The sequence below is a fragment of the Paraburkholderia sp. BR10936 genome (genome assembly GCF_040965735.1).
In the GTDB taxonomy this organism is placed as follows: Bacteria; Pseudomonadota; Gammaproteobacteria; order Burkholderiales; family Burkholderiaceae; genus Paraburkholderia; species Paraburkholderia nodosa_A.
The window spans coordinates 149,340-167,247 of sequence record NZ_JBFRCM010000013.1 but is presented as its reverse complement, the minus strand read 5'-3'; the positions used below and the strand labels follow the sequence as shown (position 1 = coordinate 167,247).

The following is a 17,908-nucleotide window of genomic DNA, read 5'->3' as shown; positions in this document are numbered from 1 at the left end:
TCAGTCGCCTGCTCCGCCACGCACGTCGAACTCGACCTTCCAGCGCTCGTTCGTGCCGCTCGGCATGGCTTCGAGCTCCAGCGTGCCCGCCTCCGTCACGCGCGCGTGCAGCTTCACGGGCACGACTTCGCCGGGCGTGCGGCCTTCGGTCGGCAGCGTGGCCTGGATTTCCTCCAGCTCCTGCAATTCTTCGGGCGACCAGTAGTCGAGCATCGTACCGACCTGATCCAGGCGCCGCACCGAAGAGCCGAAGAAACGGAAGTGCACCGGCTCGCCCACGACGAGGCCGAACTCCTGGGGCGGCAGCGCCGCCTCGGTGCCCTCTTCCATGCCGAACGGCGCGATGCAGAGCGCCGACACCGGCGGCTCGAGCCCAGGCACCGCCGGCATGGCCGATTCGACGGCCACGTAATACGCGCGCGCCGTGCCGCCGCGAATGCGCACGCCCTTGCCGCGCTTCACGTAGCCGTAGTAGGCCGCGCCGCGCGCCACCGCGAGGTCGAGATCGGCACCGCCGAGCAGACGCGCGCTCGCCGCACCCTCGGCCGCGAGCCAGCCGTTGAGGATATCGAGCACGCGTTGCGAGAGCAGCGCCGACTTGAACACGCCGCCGTTGAACAGGACCGCCGTGGGATGCAGGAAGGTCGCGCCTGCGGGCGGCGCGCCAAAGCCTTCGAGTTCCGCGAGCGCCTGCACCTGGCGGCCGAGGAAGGCCGCGAGATGGCGCGTAACGCCCGCGTCCTGCGCATACGGCAGGCCAAGCTGCGTGAGACCGACGCGCGTGCGCACGGCGGGACGCGCGGCGGCGTCCACCTGCGGGAAGAAGCCTTCGAGAATGATCTGCGTGAGTTCGGTGCGCGTGAGTTCCGTGCGGATCGAACCGCCGATCAGCTTCGAACCGCGGCTCGGCACGACGATCGGCACCGTATCGACGGAGGCGTCGCTCAGCAGCGCTTCCTTGGCCGAGCGGCACGCATAGGTCAGCGCGCGCAGTTGCCACGGATCGGCCTGCGTGCCCTGGGTCGCGAGCTTGCGCGCGACGACGTGCGCGAGCGCGAGGTCCATGTTGTCGCCGCCGAGCAGAATGTGCTCGCCCACGGCCACGCGGTGCAGTTCGAGATTGCCTTCGCGCTCGACCACGGCGATCAGCGAAAGGTCGGTCGTGCCGCCGCCCACGTCCACGACGAGGATGATATCGCCGATCTTCACCTCCTTGCGCCACGCGCCGCCGCTTTTCTGGATCCAGCTATAGAGCGCCGCCTGGGGCTCTTCCAGCAGCGTCATGTTGGCGTAGCCCGCCGCTTGCGCCGCCTCGGCCGTCAGCTCGCGCGCGGCAGGGTCGAACGAGGCGGGAATCGTGACAGTGATCTCCTGCTCGCCGAACGGCGCCTCCGGATGTGCGTGATCCCAGGCCTCGCGCAGGTGCGTGAGATAGCGCACCGAGCTTTCGAGCGGCGACACGCGCGTGACTTCGGGCGGCGCGTCGTTGGGCAGAATGGCCGCGCGGCGATCCACGCCGGGGTGGCACAACCAGCTCTTCGCGCTCGACACGAGGCGGATCGGCGTGCCCGCGCCACGGCTGCGCGCGAGCTCGCCCACGGCGTACTCGCGCGTAGTGGTCCACGGCAGCGTGAGGTCGCCCGGCGTCAGCTCGCCCGCATGCGGCAAGTAGAGAAACGAAGGCAGCAGGTCGGGCGATTCCAGCGTGCCCGGCGCCGTCAGCTGGGTCACGTTCAGCACGCCCTGCTGGGTCTTTTCGCCATCGCTGGCGCTGAGGTCGACGTAGGACAGCGCGCAATGCGTTGTGCCCAGGTCGACGCCAATCGAATAACGCGGATCGCTCACAGCTCCACCTCCGCCGGCGCGATGATGCGCGCGTCATGCGTCTTGACGAGTTGCGGCAGCTTGACCTCCTCGACGCGCCAGCCGCGATGCGTGAGGCTGCCGCTGAACGGCGCCTCCCCCACCACGTTACCGGTGAGCCGCACGGCGGCGGCGTCGAAGCCGGCCGGCAGCGTCACGCGCGAGCCTTCGGACTCGCTGCGCACCGGGCGGATCGAAAAGTGGTCGCGCAGCGTGGCGCGGCAGCCTTCGTGGACGATGCGGGCGGCGGCGCCGATATCCGCATCGGCATAACCGGCAATGTCTTCCTCGACGAAATCGACGAAGCGCGCGTTGCGCTGGAGCAGCCCGAGCAACTGGAGCGCGGCGTCGGGCGTAGCTTCCTTGATGACGGTGGGTGCAGGTGCGGGCGCGGGGGCCGGCTTCGCGACCGGAGCCGCGGCAGGCGCAGCGGCGGCGGCCGCGAACCCGCCTTCGCGCAGACGGCGCACGTTGGCGGCGAGCTCGCCGTCGCCAAGGATCGCGAAGAACGATCCCAGCGCGACCGAAAGGCGGCCGAAGAAAGACAGATTCGATTCGGGCATGTAGACGACTCCAATATCGCTTGAGGGCTCGCAGACAAGGCGAGCCGACCTGCCGGGCTCGCAACGAGGCCCGATCGATGCCTGGAAGGAGGCGGCCGGCAGGGGAAACTCGAGCCCGGCTCGGGCTCAAAACCCGTATTTTGCCTTGTCGCGGGCGTAAGCCGGTCAAAATGCGGATTTGGCGAAGGAATGGCGGGCCCGGCGGCGGGCGCCGGGCGTGGGCGTCGCGCGGGCGGCGCGGCTCAACCTGGGCGGTCCGAGGTAGAGAGCTGCGGCCCTAAAAAGGCGCGACAAGGCAGATGAAATGGGGCGCGATTGGACGACAAGCGGCGGGCAAGCGCCCAGGCCTACCCCGTTGCCGTGATTCGCACTCAAGCCCCGGCGCTTTCAGGGGAAGATGGGCGTCGTCGCTTCCGCGCCTTCCACATCGGCGCGCGGAACGTGCTGGGCGATGTTCGCCTCGATCTCCGCTTCGCGCGAGCCGGGCACATCGGCCATGACCAGCAGTTGGCCGTCCTCGATCGGCCCATTAAAGCGCGCGAGCCGGGTATTCGGTTCGTCCACGCCGATCATGCCGGCCACCCACGCGCCGAATATCATGCCCGCGAGGGTCAGCGCGACGACGACCCCGCCCGTGATATCGAAATTCGCGGGCGGAAACATCAGCGCGACGAGACCGACGACGGCGCCGGTCGCCGCGCCGAACATCACGCCGCGCTCCAGCGCATGCACGACGTCGCTGCGCTGCAGCAGCGAGGCCTCGGGCAAGCGCTCGAGCCCCACACTATGATTGGCGAGCACATGGATATGACGCCACGTGATGCGCGCGCGCAGCAGATCGTCGACGATCGCCTGCGCCGTGGTGGTGTCGGGAGCGAGGAAATAGAGGCGTCTCATGATGGCCCTCCTTCGGTCATGCGGCGAGCCGCTTGCAACCGGCTCGCTGCCACATGACCACGATGCGATTCCGATCATCCTACGCCTGAGTGTCCGTCAGCGCGACAGCCTGCCACGCGTTTGCGCTACAACCCAGGCGCGTCGAGCCGCCTAGATCTCGACGCGTGCACCGACCTCGATCACACGATTGGCTGGAAGCTTGAAGAACGCGGCGATATTCCCGACGTTGTGCAGCATCACCGCGAAAAGGCGCTCACGCCAGAGCGACATGCCATGGCCGCGCTTCGGCACCACCACGGCGCGGCTGAGGAACCACGACGTCTCGTCGAGATCGAACGTCAAATCCGCGGACTTGTAGGCGGCGAGCGTGCATGGCAAGTCCACCTCGTCCTTGAATCCGTAATTGATGACGACGCAGTAGCAGCCCGGGCATAGCAGTTCGACCATCACGCGCTCGCTCTCGGCCACCCATGGCACGTCCTTCGTTTTCACGCTCAGGAATACTACGCGTTCGTGCAACACCCGGTTGTGCCGCAAGTTGTTGACGAGCGCGTGCGGTACCGCGTCGGCGTTCGGCGTGAGGAAGATCGCCGTGCCGCCTACGCGCACCGGCGAACTCTCGAGCAGCGTCGCGAGATAAGGCTTGAGGGGCTTCTTGCCGGCGCGCACGCGCGCCTCGGCCGCCATCATTTCCCAGCCCTTGCCCCAGGTCGCCATGACCGTGAACATCAGTGCGCCGATCACGAGCGGGAACCAGCCGCCGTCCACGATCTTGAGCAGGTTGGCCGAGAAGAACATGGCGTCGATCACGAAGAAGAACGCCGTGGCGAACACGCACAGCACCCAGTTGTAGTGCCACGCGTAACGCACGACGAAGAACGTGAGGAATGTCGTGATAAGCATGGTGCCTGTCACGGCGATGCCGTAAGCGGAGCCGAGCGCCGTCGACGAACGGAAGCCCACCACCGCCGCGACCACGGCGACGAGCAGGATCCAGTTGATGCCGGGCACGTAGATCTGCCCGATTTCGCGCTCCGAGGTGTGCACGATATTCATGCGCGGCAGGAAGGAGAGTTGCATGGCCTGCATCGCCATGGAATACGTGCCCGAAATCACGGCCTGCGAAGCGATGACGGTGGCGACAGTCGCAAGCACGATCATCGGCACGATCGACCATTGCGGGAAAAGCCGGTAGAACGGGTTTTGCACGGCGCCTGGGTTGGCCAGCAGCAGCGCGCCCTGCCCGAGGTAATTGAGCGCGAGCGCGGGAAACACCAGGCCGAACCACGTGAGGCGAATAGGCTGCTTGCCGAAGTGGCCCATGTCGGCATAGAGCGCTTCGGCGCCCGTGAGCGAGAGCACGACCGCGCCTAGCGCGACGAAGGCGAGCCAGCGGTGATGCAGGCAAAACGCGATGCCCTCGCGCGGATCGAGCGCGAACAGCACGGCCGGCGCGGAGGCGATGTTGGCCACACCCGCCGCAGCGATCACGATGAACCACAGCACCATCACCGGACCGAACACGGCGCCGATGCCACCCGTGCCGTGCTTTTGCGTGACGAACAGCACGATGATCGCCGTAAGCGTCACCGGAATCACGTAGGTCTTGAGCCCGGGTTCGGCCACTTCGAGGCCTTCTACGGCGCTCAGCACCGAGATGGCCGGCGTGATCACGCTGTCACCGAAGAAGAGCGCCGCGCCCATCACGCCGATCACGAGCAGCGTGGCACGCAGATGCGGCCGTGACGCCACCGAGGAAGCCGCGAGTGCGAGCAGCGCCATGATGCCGCCCTCGCCGTGATTGTTCGCGCGCAGGATGAGCGCGACGTACTTGAGCGAAACGACGATCATGAGCGACCAGAAAATCAGCGAGACGATACCTACGATGTTGAAAGCATTGACGGCAAGGCCGTTGCCGGGATCGAACACGGTGGCGAGCGTGTAGAGCGGGCTCGTGCCGATGTCGCCGTAGACCACGCCGAGCGCGGCCAGCGCGAGCGCGGGAAGCGCCGGACGATGCGGGCCGGAGTCGCCAAGGTGCCCGTGCGCCGCGGATGCGGATGCGGATTGTCCCATGTCTCCCTCCTGATGCTGCCGCATGCGGGCCGGGGGCCGCGCGGCCTTGTCGCTTCGTGTTGGCGAGGCTGCCTCGTTGGGCGCGTTAGTCGAAGTATAGGAACTTGGCGCGAAAATGCGCTTTGCGTGGCGCACAAGGGCAACAGCGCCGTGCGAGGCGCCGCGTCTTCGCAAAACTGTCATAGTCGAGCGTATTTTCCTGAACATTCGCCCGATCAATCGTGCCGCCTGTTACGCGTATAAAGAAAAGGAGTTGCGCAATGCGAACCCGCCTCACGTTCCTCTGCGCCGCGCTGGCGCTCGCTGCCTGTGCATCGCAGCCACGTCCAGGGCAACAGAACACCGGAACGCTTTCTGCGCAACCCGCGGCCTTCGCACAAGCGGGCGCCGCCGCACACGGACGCCCGGTGAAAGTCATGATCGTGACGATGTTCGCACCCGAAGCGAAGACATGGCTCGAGCGCCTCGGTCCCTGGGAGTCCGTGACAATCGCGGGCCTCTCGCCCGACTATCCCGCTGTGCAATGCAATGCCGACGATGTCTGCGTGATGACGACCGGAATGGGCCATGCGAATGCCGCCGCTTCGATGATGGCCCTCGCCTTCGCGCCGCAGTTCGACCTGCGCAAGACCTACTTTCTCATCGCGGGCATTGCGGGTGTGAACCCCGGGCACGGCACGATCGGCTCGGCGGCCTGGTCGGACTGGCTCGTCGATTTCGGCCTGCAGTGGGAGATCGACGGCGACGGCCGCCCTCGCGGCTGGCGCACCGGCTATCTCGGCATCAATACGAAAGGCCCTGACGACAAGCCCGCGCTCGATTACCGCACCGAAGTGTTCCACTTGAATCCGAGGCTCACCTCGGCCGCCTGGGCGATCTCGCGCGACGTGACGCTCGCCGATAGCGCGCAGGCCCAGGCCGCGCGCGCGAAATATGCTTACGCTCCCGCGAACCGGCCGCCTACGGTGATCCGCTGCGATTCGGTCGCCGACGATACCTGGTGGTCGGGCAAGGCGCTCGGCGCGAGGGCGAGCGAATTCACGCGCCAGTTGACGGGCGGCCAAGGCGTTTACTGCATGACGCAGCAGGAGGACAACGCCACGTTCGAAGCACTGAGCCGCGCAGCGCGTGCGCAACGCGTGGACCTCGATCGCGTGGCCGTGCTGCGCGCGGGCTCGGACTTCGATCGTCCGTATGCAGGAGAATCGAACGCGGCGAATCTGCTTAACTATGCGAGCCAGGGCGGCTTCGCCATCGCGTTGGAAAATCTCTATCGCGCGGGACATCCTCTCGTGCAGACCATCGTCGCGCACTGGAGCGCATGGCAGGATGGCATTCCTGCAAATACGTCCGCAGCGCCGCCGCGCTAGCCACAACCACGCGCTGCCCCGCTTTGCCTCGTTACGCCGAAGCATCCTTGTGAGGAATACAGACGATCAATGCGTGTCGCTATCCGGCATGCATCGCCAATTCGCAAAGCAATTACAGCGCACGATCGTTCATACGCATTGCGCATCGGAATGCGGGATTTCCGCTACTGAAATCCTCCTTTGACCGGATAGCTTTATCGCGGCATCTATGCCAGATTAGGTTTCACTCCTTTCGAGCGCAGCGCAGGGGTCGCAAAGCGATGCGCCATGATTCCACGGGGGACAGCATGCACGGTTACCTCCCTCACCTTCATGCCGCCACGCACATCATGTTTGCGAGCGTACACGCGTGTGTGCCTTCGCGAGCGCGCGCGTCATGAATGCCGCCAGCATCGTCGTGCTTGGCGCGGGGCCAGCGGGCGCAGCCGTTGCGCGTGCGCTCGCGGGGCTCGATTATCGCGTGGAGGTGGTAAGCGACTGGCGCCGCTTCGACGCGGCCGAAGCCTTGTCGGCACGTGCAATCGAAGCGCTGCGCCGTGCGGGCCTGCATCGCGCAGCCAGTTGCGGCGAAGGACCGTGCGTGCGCACCACGCTCTGGAACGGCGCGTTGCAAACGCTCGACGCAGAATTTCTCGTGGACCGGCGCGTATTCGATGCGGCCCTGCGCGAGGACCTGTGCAGCGCGGGCGTGGACGTGATCGAGGCGAATGTGCGCTCGCTGCATTCCTCATCGGCGGGTCACGATCTCATGATCGAAACCGCCGACGGACCGCTCACGCTACGCGCGGACTTTCTGGTCGAAGCGCGCGGGCGCCTCGCGCCGCTATTGCGCGACGCCACGCGCGGCCCGCAAACCGTGAGCCTGCTGAACGTATGGAAGGGCCGCGGGGGCGCATCAGCCACTGCGGTGGAAAGCCTGCCTGGCGGATGGGCATGGATGGCGCGCCTGGGCGACGGCCGCTGCTACTGGCAATTGACGCTGGACGTCACGAACCCCGAACTGCCGCAGCGCGATGAACTGCTCACGTTTTGCGAGCGCATGCGGCATTCGCCGCTTGCCAGCGACTTCTTCGCGGGCGACGCCGCGACCGACGCGCGCCTCTACGCGCGCAGCAGCACTGCCACGCTGTGCGGCCGTACTGGCGGGCACAACTGGCTGCGCGTGGGCGATGCAGCCATGGCCGTCGATCCGCTCGCGGGCAACGGCGTGTTCCAGTCGCTGACCTCCGCGTTGCAGGCGCCCGCGGTGATCCATACGCTACTCGCACGGCCCGAGCGTGCGCCGCTCGCGCTGCGCTTTCATCAGCAGCGCATCGAGCAGTTGTTCATGCGCTTCGCGCGCACCGGGCGCGATGTCTACGCGCTCGAACAGCGGTGGACTACGCAGCCATTCTGGCAAACGCGTGGGGCATGGCCTGACGACCGTCCCGCGCATGTGAGCGCGGATTTCAACGAGTTGAATGTGGGGCGTGCGCCCGTGATTGATGGCGGCATGATTGCCGAAGCGGATGTGGTCGCTAGTCCGGACCAGCCGCTGGGGATCTGGCATCTTTGCGATGCTGCGCTGGCGCCTGTGGTTGAGGCGTTGCGGCGGGAGCCCGCTGAGCAGGTGCTCAAGTCGCTCGATGCCGATCAGGCAAGGATGATTCGGCATTGGCTTGCTATGCAGGATTATCCTTAGCCTTGTTGGTTTTTTCGCCTTTTTCTGTTTTGGCCTTTCCTTGTTTTCGCGTCGGCATGCCGCGAAAACAAGAAAAGGCCAAAGCACTCAGAGCACAACAAAAAACTCCATCGCACTCCTGCGCAAGTCACACGCGCGCTCGACCCGTTCGGGCTCGATACAGAACGCATCGAGGCGGGGCGCGACGCGTGAAGCCGCTGGGGCACGCCAGGGGCACGTAACGGACAATCAGGGACCGGGCATCGCACTATTAAGTTTCGGCGTAAAATGCGCGTTCGCCGCGATGTACCGGTGTAGAAGCCTCACGCCAGCGATGCACGTCGATCTACTTACCATCTACTTCCTCCTGATCGGGACCCTGCTAGCCAGTTCCCTGATGACGCTCTGGGAGCATCGTACGCATCCCGCGCGCAGCAAGGCATTGCGGGTTCTGGCCGGGGGCTACGCGACCCTCGCAGCCGGCTGCGCCGCGGTGCTCGTGCGCGCCAATTTGCCAGGGGTTTGGGGCGCCGCTCTGAGCAACCTCGTCATGATGGCCGGCTATCTGCTGGTCCTGCATGGCGTCGCGACGCTGAACGGGCGGCACTACCGGGCGGCCTCGTTCGCCCTGCTCGCGTTGATCGCACTGACATGGGCCACATGGGGCGCACGGCATCCGCAGGCCATGTGGTACTACGCGAGCGCGTTTCCCATTGCACTGGTAAGCGCCATGACCTCGCGCGAGCTGCTGCGCGGCGACGGCATGAAAGGGGGCCAATCGCGCCACGTCGCGACGTTCGTCACCGGAGTCCACGCACTCTTTTACCTGTTCAGGACGTTTGTCCTGCCGTTGCTGGGCAGCCGCTATGGGGGCGGCTTCGTCGCGCTCGTCAGCAAGATCACGATGTATGAAGGCGTGCTGTATTCGATCATTCTGCCCATGGCCCTGATCAAGCTGGTACGCGAAGAAACGCATGGGCAGTTGTTGCGCGAGTCTCAAACGGACTACCTGACCCGCCTTGGCAACCGCCGCTGCTTCTTCGAAGAAGGCGAGCGCGTGATGAACGAGATCGGGACGCGTCAGCCCGGGGCGCGTCAGCCGGTTTCGCTGCTTGCCTTCGATCTCGACCACTTCAAGACCATCAACGATCGCTACGGCCACAAGACCGGCGACGAAGTCCTCAAGACGTTCGCGGACATTGCCCGCAGCGCCGTGGGACCCGAGGCGATCCTCGCGCGCATAGGCGGTGAAGAGTTCGCCGCCCTGCTGCCAGGCCATGACCGCGTGCGCGCCAAAGCGGTGGGCGAAGCGATCGCCAGGCGTTTCGCTCAAACACCCATGAACAAGGTCGATGGCATCGCCATACGCGCCACGGTGAGCATCGGCCTGGCGCAACATGGTCAGGAAGCGTCCACGCTCTCCGACCTGCTGGCTGCCGCCGACGCCGCGCTCTACAGCGCGAAGGCGCTGGGCGGCAACCGGCTCGAAATGCTGGCTCTGTAACGCCTCACGCGCCTCCCAGTCAGCTATTTGTAGGCTGCGCGCATTGTTTTTGCTAGCCCACTTAGGCCCGCCCTATCCGGTCGCGGGTGCAATCGCGTCAAGCGGTAAGGGGGCACAATGGCAACGATCGATACACGGATCCGGGTGGCAATTTCCGCCGGACTGATTTACCTGCTCGCGGCTTGCGGCGGCGGCGGTGGCGGAGGAGGCGGTGGCGGCTCGAACCCCGGCACGAGCACGCCGGCTGGCGGCGTCAAGCTGCAAGTCGTCTCGTTCGGCGACAGTCTTTCCGACGTCGGGACCTACGCGCCGCTTGCGAGCGCCGCAGGCGGCGGGCGGTTCACGACCAACCCCGGTCAGGTCTGGTCCCAGGACGTCGCGCAATATTATGGGGACACCCTGAACGCCGCATACACGGTCGGCCTCGATCACAAGCTGAGCGCGCAAGGCGGCTTCGGCTACGCAGAGGGCGGCTCGACGGTCGCCACGCCGGCGAACCAGTACGACTTCCTCTCGGACGTGATCGGCAACATCGAAATGCCGGTCAATCAGCAGGTGTCGAGCTATATCTCCGCTCACGGCACCTTCAACTCCGGTCAGCTCGTGCTGGTCTGGGCAGGCGCGAACGACGTGCTGCGCGCCGGCAACCCGCCGACAGCCAATACCGTCGTGCAGACTGCCGCCACGACGCTCGCACAAGTCGTCGGGCAGATCGTGCAGGCCGGCGCCACACATGTCGTGGTGATCAACGTGCCGAACGTCGGCCTCTCGCCCAAGGGCATCACCTCGGCCGACGGCGGCGCGAACCTGACCCAGCTATCGCAGCTCTTCAACTCGACATTGAACAGCGCGTTGCAGACGGATGGCCTGCAAGGCAAGGTCATCGAAATCGATTCCTACACCTGGATCACGCAGCTCGTCGCGAACTTCCAGACGAACGGGTTTACCGTGTCCAACACGGCCCAGGCGTGCGACCCTTCGAAAACGCCGGACAACACCTCGCTGCTCTGCTCGCCCGTCACCTACGTCTCGGCCCATGCGGACCAAACCTATATGTTCGCCGACGACCTTCACCCGACCACGCACACGCATTCGCTGTTCGCGCAGTACGTCGAGCAGCAGATCGCGGCGAGCGGTCTGGGGCATTGAGCGCTGGATTCAAGCGAGCGCGCCGGGCATGAGCGCGGCCGCTTGCGTAGTCCCGTTAGCAGCACGCCTTCGGGGCGGCGGCTCAATACCGTATCGAGCAGGCGCTCTTCGTTCGACGCGCTATAGTCGCTCAACGCGAGCAGCACTTCATAACCCGCACGCGCCTGGCGGCGCGATCCTGGGGGAAGTGCGGAGGGGACAAGAGCGCCCCGCCCCGATTGTCGCCCTCAGTTGAACGCAGCATCGCGCTCCAGCCACTTTATCCCCACCCGCGCCGACCGCATACTTGGTCACGTAGCCTCCACCGACCCGTCAACGCCATGCTAAACAGGGACGCCATTCGCTCCGGCGCGTTTCTCGAGAGTTTCAGCCATCTCCCGCCGGAAATTCTCTGGACGCAAGCCCAGATCGCCCAGTCGCTCGCCGAAACGATGGCGAAGCGCCCCGCCGGCGAAGAGGTCTGGGTGTTCGGCTACGGTTCGCTCATGTGGAATCCGCTCTCGCACTTCGACCGGCGCGCGCACGCCACGCTGCACGGCTGGCGCAGGAGCTTTTGCATCCGCCTGTTCGGCGGGCGCGGCACGCCGCAGTGCCCCGGCCGCATGCTCGCGCTGGAGCGCGGCGGCCATACCCAAGGCGTGGTGCTGCGGCTCGATGCGGCCACGCTCGACGAAGAGTTGCACATCCTCTGGACCCGCGAGATGCTGACGGGCGCCTACACGCCCGCCTGGACCTCGGTGACGCTCACGACGGGCGAGACGCGGCACGCCCTCGCCTTCGTGGCGAACACCTGCCCGCGACAATACGAGGCTGATTCGAGCCCCGCGACTGCCGCGCGTGCGATAGCCCAAGCGCATGGGCCGCTCGGCAGCAACGCGGAATATGTGTTCCGGCTCAGGCGGGCGCTCGCGGACTGCGCAATGAAGGACGCCTACATCGAGGAAGTGGCGCAAGCCCTCGAACGTTTCGAAACGACGTCTTAAGCGAGCCGCGCGAGACCGGTCACCATCTGAACCACGCCAAACGCGGCAATCGCCACGGCGGAAAAAAGGGAGATGCCCCGCGTGAACGCGAGCGGCAACTTCGTACGCAACGCGGACGTCAGGCCGCTCAGGAACAGCCACCACACGGCCGAGCCCGCGAACACGCCCGTCACCATAGTCACCATCAGCGCCATCGAAAACCCTCCCGGCGCCCCCTGCTCGCCTGGCATGGGCGGTAATGGCCCGAGCGAGGCAAACGCGGCAATGAACGAAAAAATGGTCAGAGGGTTCGAGAGCGTCAGTGCAAACGTCGTGAGGAAATCCCGCGCGACAGGGCTGCGCTGCGTCTCCTGTACGGCGGCCGGCGCGGTCGACGACGCGCGTGCGATGGTCCACGCCATCCACACCAGAAATGCCCCGCCCGCCGCCTTCAACACCACCGTCAGCATCGGCAGCGCCGTGACGATACCGGCCACGCCGAGCGCGCCGAGCAAGCCATAAAACGCATCGGCGCACGCAGCGCCAATGCCGGTTGCGAAGCCGGAGTAAAAACCGCGGCTCAGGCTGCGCTGGATGCACAGCATGCCGATGGCCCCGACCGGTGCGGCGATGCAAAACCCCATCGCCACGGCTTTGACGAACAACATGTCCCCTCTCTCCGCAATGCGTGTTCTATAGGGACTATCGTAGACCGCGAAGAGTATCCGCAGAAGCCGGGATTTAAGGGAAAATCGGCCTTTCACCTTAAACATTTCGCCATGATGGACGATCTGGACTGGAAAGTACTGGCGCTGCTGCAGGAAAACGGCCGCATGACCTACACCGAGCTTGCGCGCCAGGTGCATCTCTCGGTGCCTGCGGTCACGGAGCGCGTGAGACGTCTCGAAGAGGCCGGCGTGATCGAAGGCTACACGGCGCGCGTGAATCCGGCCGCCGCCGGCTATCCGATCTCGGCCCTGATCGGCATCACGGTGCCCCAATCCGCGAAAGCGAAGTTTCTCAAGCTGCTCGGCACGATTGCCGAGGTGCTCGAATGCCATCACGTGACCGGTGCGGACTCCTATGTCATTCGCCTCGTCGCGACGAGCGTGGCCGACCTGGAGCGCCTGATCCAGCGCATCAATCTCTACGGCGAGACGCGCACGTCCATCGTCATGTCCACGCCGCTCGCCGCACGTGCGCTCGCGAAGCCTCAAGTGAGCCCGGCCGGGTCGCGCGGCAAGGCCTAGCCGCGACGACTCGGGTCCTCAGAGGGAGCGCTCGATCGCCTGCCCCAGCAACTCCACGCCGAGATCGATCTCCTGCTCGCTCACGGTCAGCGGCGGTGCAATGCGAAACACGCCGCCCATGCCCGGCAACTGCACGATGTTCATGCTGAGCCCGAGCTTCATGCACTCGCGCGTGATTTTCGCGCCAAGGCCGTCGGCGGGCTCCTTCGTGCGGCGGTCCTTGACGATCTCGAGACCGAGCAGCAGCCCGCGCCCCCGAATGTCGCCGATGCATTCGAAGCGCTCCATCAGATCCAGCAGCCCGCGCCTCAAACGCCCGCCCATGATATTTGCGCGCGCAACGAGTCCGTCGCGCGCCACGACGTCCAGCACCCGCCGGCCGACCGCAGCAGGAAGCGGATCGGACACATGCGTCGTGTAGAACAGGAAGCCCCGTTCGTGCGCGGCTTCCTCGATCTGCGCGGACGTGACCACGGCCGCGAGCGGCAATCCGGCGCCGAGTGTTTTCGATAGCGTGAGAATGTCGGGCGTCACGCCGTCGTGCTCGCACGCGAACATCGTGCCGGTGCGCCCGACGCCCGTTTGCGCCTCGTCCAGAATCAGCAGCATGCCGCGCTCTTCGCATTTGCGCTTGAGCGCGGCCATATAGCCGGGCGGCAGTTCGATGATGCCGCCCGAACTCAGGATCGGCTCCGCGATGAAGGCCGCGAGATTGCCGCTCGACTGGCGGTCAATGAGATCGAATGCGTAGTCGAGTTCCGCGAGGTAATCGTATTGCCCGTTGCGCTCGAAGCGCGGCCGGTACGTGAACGGCGCGGGAATCGCATAGGAGCCCACCGCTGCGGGGCCAACGCCCTTGCGCCCTGCGCTATAGGTGGCCGAAGCCGCGCCGCCCGTCATGCCGTGCCACGACTGCGCAAAGCCCACGATTTCGAATTTGCCCGTGACGAGCTTCGCCATGCGGATGGCGGCCTCGTTCGACTCCGCGCCGGTGCTCAGCAGCAGCGCCCGGTCGAGCCCGTCGGGCGTGACGTCGGCGAGACGCGTGGCCAGTTCGACCACGGGCCGCGAGAGCATGCCGCTGAACAGGTGGTCCAGCTTGCCCGCGTATTCGTTGACGACCGAGACGATTTCCGGGTGGCTGTGACCGAGCACCGCGCTCATCTGTCCCGAAGTGAAGTCGAGAATCGGCCGGTCGTCCGCGTCGTAGACGAAGCTGCCCTGGGCGCGCTCGATGATCATCGGCTCGAACGTGCCGCCATAGCGGATCAGATGCTGTCTCGCGTTGCGCCAAAACTGTTCGTCGTCGTTCCTGGACACGGGCTTCTCCTCGTCGGGTAGCGGGTTTTGCGGGTTTTCCTTGCAGTCTAGGCGGCGCTCTGGTTTTATTGAATCGAATAGTTCTTATGCAAGCTAGAAGAGGGTCTAATATCGTGAGCCGACCGCTGGAAATCGATCTGCTGCGTTCGTTCGCGGTTATCGCCGAGGTGCGCTCGATAAGCCGCGCGGCCGAACGCGTGGGCCGCACCCAGTCGGCGCTGAGTCAGCAGATCAAGCGGCTCGAGGAGATCGTCGATCAGCCGTTGTTTCAGCGCACCGGCCGCGGCGTTGCGCTGACGAGCCCCGGCGAGCGCCTGCTGGTGCACGCCCAGCGCATTCTGCGCCTGCACGACGAGGCCATGGCCGACCTGTGCGGCACGGGCTTGTCGGGCACCCTGCGCTTCGGCTGCCCGGACGACTATGCGGCCGTATTTCTGCCCTCCTTGCTGCGCCGGTTTTCGGGCCAGCATCCGAATGCGCTCGTGGAAGTCGTATGCGTTCCCACGCCGCGCCTTCTCGAACAGCTCGACAAGCGTGCGGTCGATCTCGCCCTGGTATCGCTGCCTTTGACCGCCATCGGGTCCGCCAACGCAAGCGGCCCGCACGACGAGATCATTCGCCGCGAGCAGCTGGTCTGGATCGGCTCGCCCGGACTCGATTCCGCCCATGTCGATCCGCTGCCGCTCGCGCTCTCCGATCCGGACACCCTCGATCACATCGCAGCCTGTGAAGCGTTGGAGAGGATGGGCCGCGCCTACCGCGTCGCGTATGCGAGCAGCAGCCTCGCCGGTCTCACCGCGCTCGTGCGTTCGGGCCAGGCCTTCGCCGTCATGACACAAACGGCCGTTCCGGCGGATCTGGCGATTCTCAATGGCGATCCCGCGCTGCCGCCCTTGCCGGCCGTGGGCATTACGATCAAGTTCGGACGCAAGCGGCCGTCGCTCCTCACGGCGGCGTTCGCCGAGCACATTCGGCTCACGCTGCCGCTGTTGTGAGCGCACCGCCGCGAGGCACCGCCGCCCCACGCCGCCCCTTCGTTATGCGAACATCGCAGCTTCGCTCGCGGACGCCATCCCCATGTCGAAAATCCGGAAAACACTCGCCACGCTGCTGGGCATCGCACTCGCCGCGGGGAGCGCCGCCGCACAACCGGCGCAGAAGCCGCCGGGGCCGGCCATGATGGTCCATTTCGACTACTACCCGAAAGACCGCCCGCAGATTCATGCGCTCGAACAGCGGCTGGCCGGCGCCATCAAGCGCGCCGATGCCGGCGAACTCGGCGAAACCGAAATTCACATCGACGGCAACGACGGCTATCTCTACATGTATGGGCCCGACCCGGACCGGCTGTATCGCGTCACGAGCCCGATTCTGAAGTCATCCAGATTGACCGCGCACTCCGAAGTCACGAAGTGGTACGGGGCTCGCAGGGAAACGTTCGTGATTCGCTGAGGCGCGGGCCTCAAAGCTTGGGATGACATTCGAAGCGGATGACGGAGGCCTGCTGCTGCAGCGCCTCGATGCCTTCGGTGTGCTCCATGCCGAGACTCGTCTGCATGCCGCGGCTCTCGCAGTAGTCGTTCGCTTCGCTCACCGCGCGCTTGTGGGCGCGGGCCCACGCGAGTCGGCCGCCCGTTGCGGACGCCGAAACGACGAACGTGCCCGACTTGTCCGCCGTGGTGACGTCGCTGGCCGACGCGCAACCCGCCAGCACCGTGCACGCGGCGACCAGCGATACGGCGACCCTGGGCCAGGACCGGCTTGCCACGTCCGCAAGTCTGGCCGTCCCCTTGAAAATCTGCTGCATGAATCCCTCTCATGATCGAGCGTCGCAATACGCTCACATATGACAGTGGATTTTAGGGTTGCCCTATCGAAAGTCTATGCTCATAGATTGAATTCACTGTTACGGCGAGAAATACAATCGCGATCCCTTTCCGGCCCGATGAACGCGACGAGCGGCCCGGGTCAAGCCGGCACGCCCTCGATGGCGCGCCCTGAACGTCCCCACGCCACCACGACGCCCAGACCGAGCACGGCGAGGCACACGATCGGCACGATCATCGGCCCGAACGCGGTACCGGTGAGCTTGCCCGCGAGCGGCATGAGGTTCTGGCCGAAGAAGCCGCCGAGATTGCCGATCGAGTTGATCGCCGCCACGCTCGCCGCAGCCCGCGCGCCGGTGAAGTAGCGCGGCGGCATCGACCAGAAGCACGGATACAGCAGCGGAATGCACGCGCCGCCGAACACGAGCGCGATGAAGCGCAGCGGTGTGGAAGGCAGCAGGAGACTCAGCAGGAAACCCAGCGTGCCTAGCGCCGCGACGATCGCCATCGCGCGCAGAATGCTTTTCGCGCGGCGCAGCTTCGACGGCAGCCACAGCAGCAGCAGCACTGCCAGCGCCCACGGCAGCATGCTCAACAGCCCGTTCACGCTGCTCGACACGCCAAACGACTTCACGAGCGTGGGCAGCCAGTAGGTCACGCCGTAGAGCGACGTCGACATCAGCATATAGGTTGCCGCGAACAGCATCACGCGCGGATCGAGCAGCGCCTTCCAGGGCTGCGAGTGTTCGGCGTGCTCGGGCTTCTCGCGCTCGTGCGCGGCCGCCACGATCTGCTTTTCTCGATCGTGCAGAAAGCGCGCTTCCTGGTACGACGCCGGCAGCAGCCTGAACACGGCGATGCCGACCAGCACGGCGGGCAGGCCCGTGGCGATGAACACCCACTGCCAGCCGGCGAGGCCCCATACGCCATTGAGACTCAGCAGCCAGCCGCCCACGAGCGAGCCCAGCATGTTGGCGAGCGCGCTGCCCAGCGTGAAGATGCCGAGCACGCGCGCGCGATAGCTTTGCGGAAACCACAGCGTGAGGTAGTAGATGACGCCGGGATAGAAACCGGCTTCGGCCACGCCCAGCGCGAGGCGCAGGCCGCAGAACACTTTCATCGACGTGGTGAAGCCCATCAGTACCGTAATCACGCCCCAGGTGAGCATGATGCGCGCGAGCCACACGCGCGCGCCGAAGCGGTGCAGCGCGAGCGTGCTGGGCACTTCGAACAGCAGATAGCCGATGAAGAACAGCGACGACGCCAGGCCGAACGCCGTTTCGGTCATGTTGAGGCTGTGCACCATCTGCAGCTTCGCGAAGCCGACGTTTTGGCGGTCGATGAACGAGATCAGAAACATCACGACGAGGATCGGCATGAGGCGGCGCGCGATCTTCGACATGACATCCCGCTCTTCGACGGACTGTTGATCGACGGTTGTGTCTGTATTCACTCTGTTCTCCTACGT

Annotated in this window: 16 protein-coding genes and 1 pseudogene; 8 read left to right on the top strand and 9 right to left on the bottom strand. The window is 65.6% G+C overall.

What is annotated here, in order from left to right:
- The 4 genes from AB4Y36_RS25660 to AB4Y36_RS25645 form a co-directional block, all read right to left on the bottom strand.
- A complete protein-coding gene (locus tag AB4Y36_RS25660; protein WP_368684468.1) occupies nt 1–1,845 on the bottom strand; it encodes an Hsp70 family protein in 1,845 nt (614 codons plus the stop codon).
- Nucleotides 1,842–2,426: a DUF2760 domain-containing protein gene (locus AB4Y36_RS25655; RefSeq protein ID WP_069266764.1), complete on the bottom strand. Its 585-nt coding sequence runs from the start codon at nt 2,424–2,426 to the stop codon at nt 1,842–1,844. Before AB4Y36_RS25655 ends, AB4Y36_RS25660 begins: the two co-directional genes overlap by 4 nt.
- Before the next feature lie 387 nt (nt 2,427–2,813).
- On the bottom strand, nt 2,814–3,323 hold the full coding sequence (locus tag AB4Y36_RS25650; protein WP_069266765.1) for a DUF1269 domain-containing protein: 510 nt from the start codon (nt 3,321–3,323) through the stop codon (nt 2,814–2,816).
- Between the two features lie 150 nt (nt 3,324–3,473).
- Nucleotides 3,474–5,399: a potassium transporter Kup gene (locus AB4Y36_RS25645; protein ID WP_368684467.1), complete on the bottom strand. Its 1,926-nt coding sequence runs from the start codon at nt 5,397–5,399 to the stop codon at nt 3,474–3,476.
- 260 nt (nt 5,400–5,659) lie between these two features.
- On the opposite strand from AB4Y36_RS25645, the gene AB4Y36_RS25640 reads away from it, so the two are divergent.
- The 4 genes from AB4Y36_RS25640 (at nt 5,660) to AB4Y36_RS25625 (ending at nt 11,082) form a co-directional block, all read left to right on the top strand.
- Nucleotides 5,660–6,769, top strand: a complete 1,110-nt coding sequence (locus AB4Y36_RS25640; protein WP_069266767.1) for a purine nucleoside permease — start codon at nt 5,660–5,662, stop codon at nt 6,767–6,769.
- A gap of 376 nt (nt 6,770–7,145) precedes the next feature.
- Nucleotides 7,146–8,450 (top strand): NAD(P)/FAD-dependent oxidoreductase, encoded by a 1,305-nt coding sequence (locus AB4Y36_RS25635; RefSeq protein WP_069266885.1) that lies wholly within the window; start codon nt 7,146–7,148, stop codon nt 8,448–8,450.
- A 313-nt stretch (nt 8,451–8,763) separates the two neighbouring features.
- Complete coding sequence (locus tag AB4Y36_RS25630; protein ID WP_368684538.1) at nt 8,764–9,933, top strand: diguanylate cyclase; 1,170 nt, start codon at nt 8,764–8,766, stop codon at nt 9,931–9,933.
- Nucleotides 9,934–10,050: 117 nt separating this feature from the next.
- On the top strand, nt 10,051–11,082 hold the full coding sequence (locus AB4Y36_RS25625; RefSeq protein ID WP_368602119.1) for an SGNH/GDSL hydrolase family protein: 1,032 nt from the start codon (nt 10,051–10,053) through the stop codon (nt 11,080–11,082).
- A gap of 50 nt (nt 11,083–11,132) precedes the next feature.
- On the opposite strand, the pseudogene AB4Y36_RS25620 reads toward AB4Y36_RS25625, so the two are convergent.
- A pseudogene (locus AB4Y36_RS25620) lies at nt 11,133–11,246 on the bottom strand (GntR family transcriptional regulator); the annotation flags it as partial.
- Between the two features lie 156 nt (nt 11,247–11,402).
- On the opposite strand from AB4Y36_RS25620, the gene AB4Y36_RS25615 reads away from it, so the two are divergent.
- Entirely contained in the window at nt 11,403–12,065 is a 663-nt protein-coding gene (locus tag AB4Y36_RS25615) for a gamma-glutamylcyclotransferase (RefSeq protein WP_368684466.1), read from the top strand.
- On the opposite strand, the gene AB4Y36_RS25610 is transcribed toward AB4Y36_RS25615, so the two are convergent.
- Nucleotides 12,062–12,712: a LysE/ArgO family amino acid transporter gene (locus tag AB4Y36_RS25610; protein WP_368684465.1), complete on the bottom strand. Its 651-nt coding sequence runs from the start codon at nt 12,710–12,712 to the stop codon at nt 12,062–12,064. The genes AB4Y36_RS25615 and AB4Y36_RS25610 overlap by 4 nt on opposite strands.
- Before the next feature lie 114 nt (nt 12,713–12,826).
- Here AB4Y36_RS25610 and AB4Y36_RS25605 point away from each other — a divergent pair, with 114 nt between their 5' ends.
- Entirely contained in the window at nt 12,827–13,294 is a 468-nt protein-coding gene (locus AB4Y36_RS25605) for an Lrp/AsnC family transcriptional regulator (protein ID WP_368684537.1), read from the top strand.
- 18 nt (nt 13,295–13,312) lie between these two features.
- Here AB4Y36_RS25605 and AB4Y36_RS25600 read toward each other — a convergent pair whose 3' ends face one another.
- Nucleotides 13,313–14,614: an aspartate aminotransferase family protein gene (locus tag AB4Y36_RS25600; RefSeq protein WP_368684464.1), complete on the bottom strand. Its 1,302-nt coding sequence runs from the start codon at nt 14,612–14,614 to the stop codon at nt 13,313–13,315.
- A gap of 86 nt (nt 14,615–14,700) precedes the next feature.
- Here AB4Y36_RS25600 and AB4Y36_RS25595 point away from each other — a divergent pair, with 86 nt between their 5' ends.
- Both AB4Y36_RS25595 and AB4Y36_RS25590 read left to right on the top strand, forming a co-directional pair.
- Nucleotides 14,701–15,609: a LysR family transcriptional regulator gene (locus tag AB4Y36_RS25595; protein ID WP_368684463.1), complete on the top strand. Its 909-nt coding sequence runs from the start codon at nt 14,701–14,703 to the stop codon at nt 15,607–15,609.
- A gap of 82 nt (nt 15,610–15,691) precedes the next feature.
- A complete protein-coding gene (locus AB4Y36_RS25590) occupies nt 15,692–16,066 on the top strand; it encodes a hypothetical protein (protein ID WP_256094896.1) in 375 nt (124 codons plus the stop codon).
- A gap of 10 nt (nt 16,067–16,076) precedes the next feature.
- Here the strand turns inward: AB4Y36_RS25590 and AB4Y36_RS25585 are convergent, their stop codons facing one another.
- The gene (locus AB4Y36_RS25585; protein WP_069266775.1) at nt 16,077–16,421 is read right to left on the bottom strand and encodes a hypothetical protein; all 345 of its coding nucleotides are present in this window, start codon (nt 16,419–16,421) and stop codon (nt 16,077–16,079) included.
- Nucleotides 16,422–16,582: 161 nt separating this feature from the next.
- The gene (locus tag AB4Y36_RS25580) at nt 16,583–17,893 is read right to left on the bottom strand and encodes an MFS transporter (protein WP_368684462.1); all 1,311 of its coding nucleotides are present in this window, start codon (nt 17,891–17,893) and stop codon (nt 16,583–16,585) included.
- Nucleotides 17,894–17,908 lie beyond the last annotated feature (15 nt).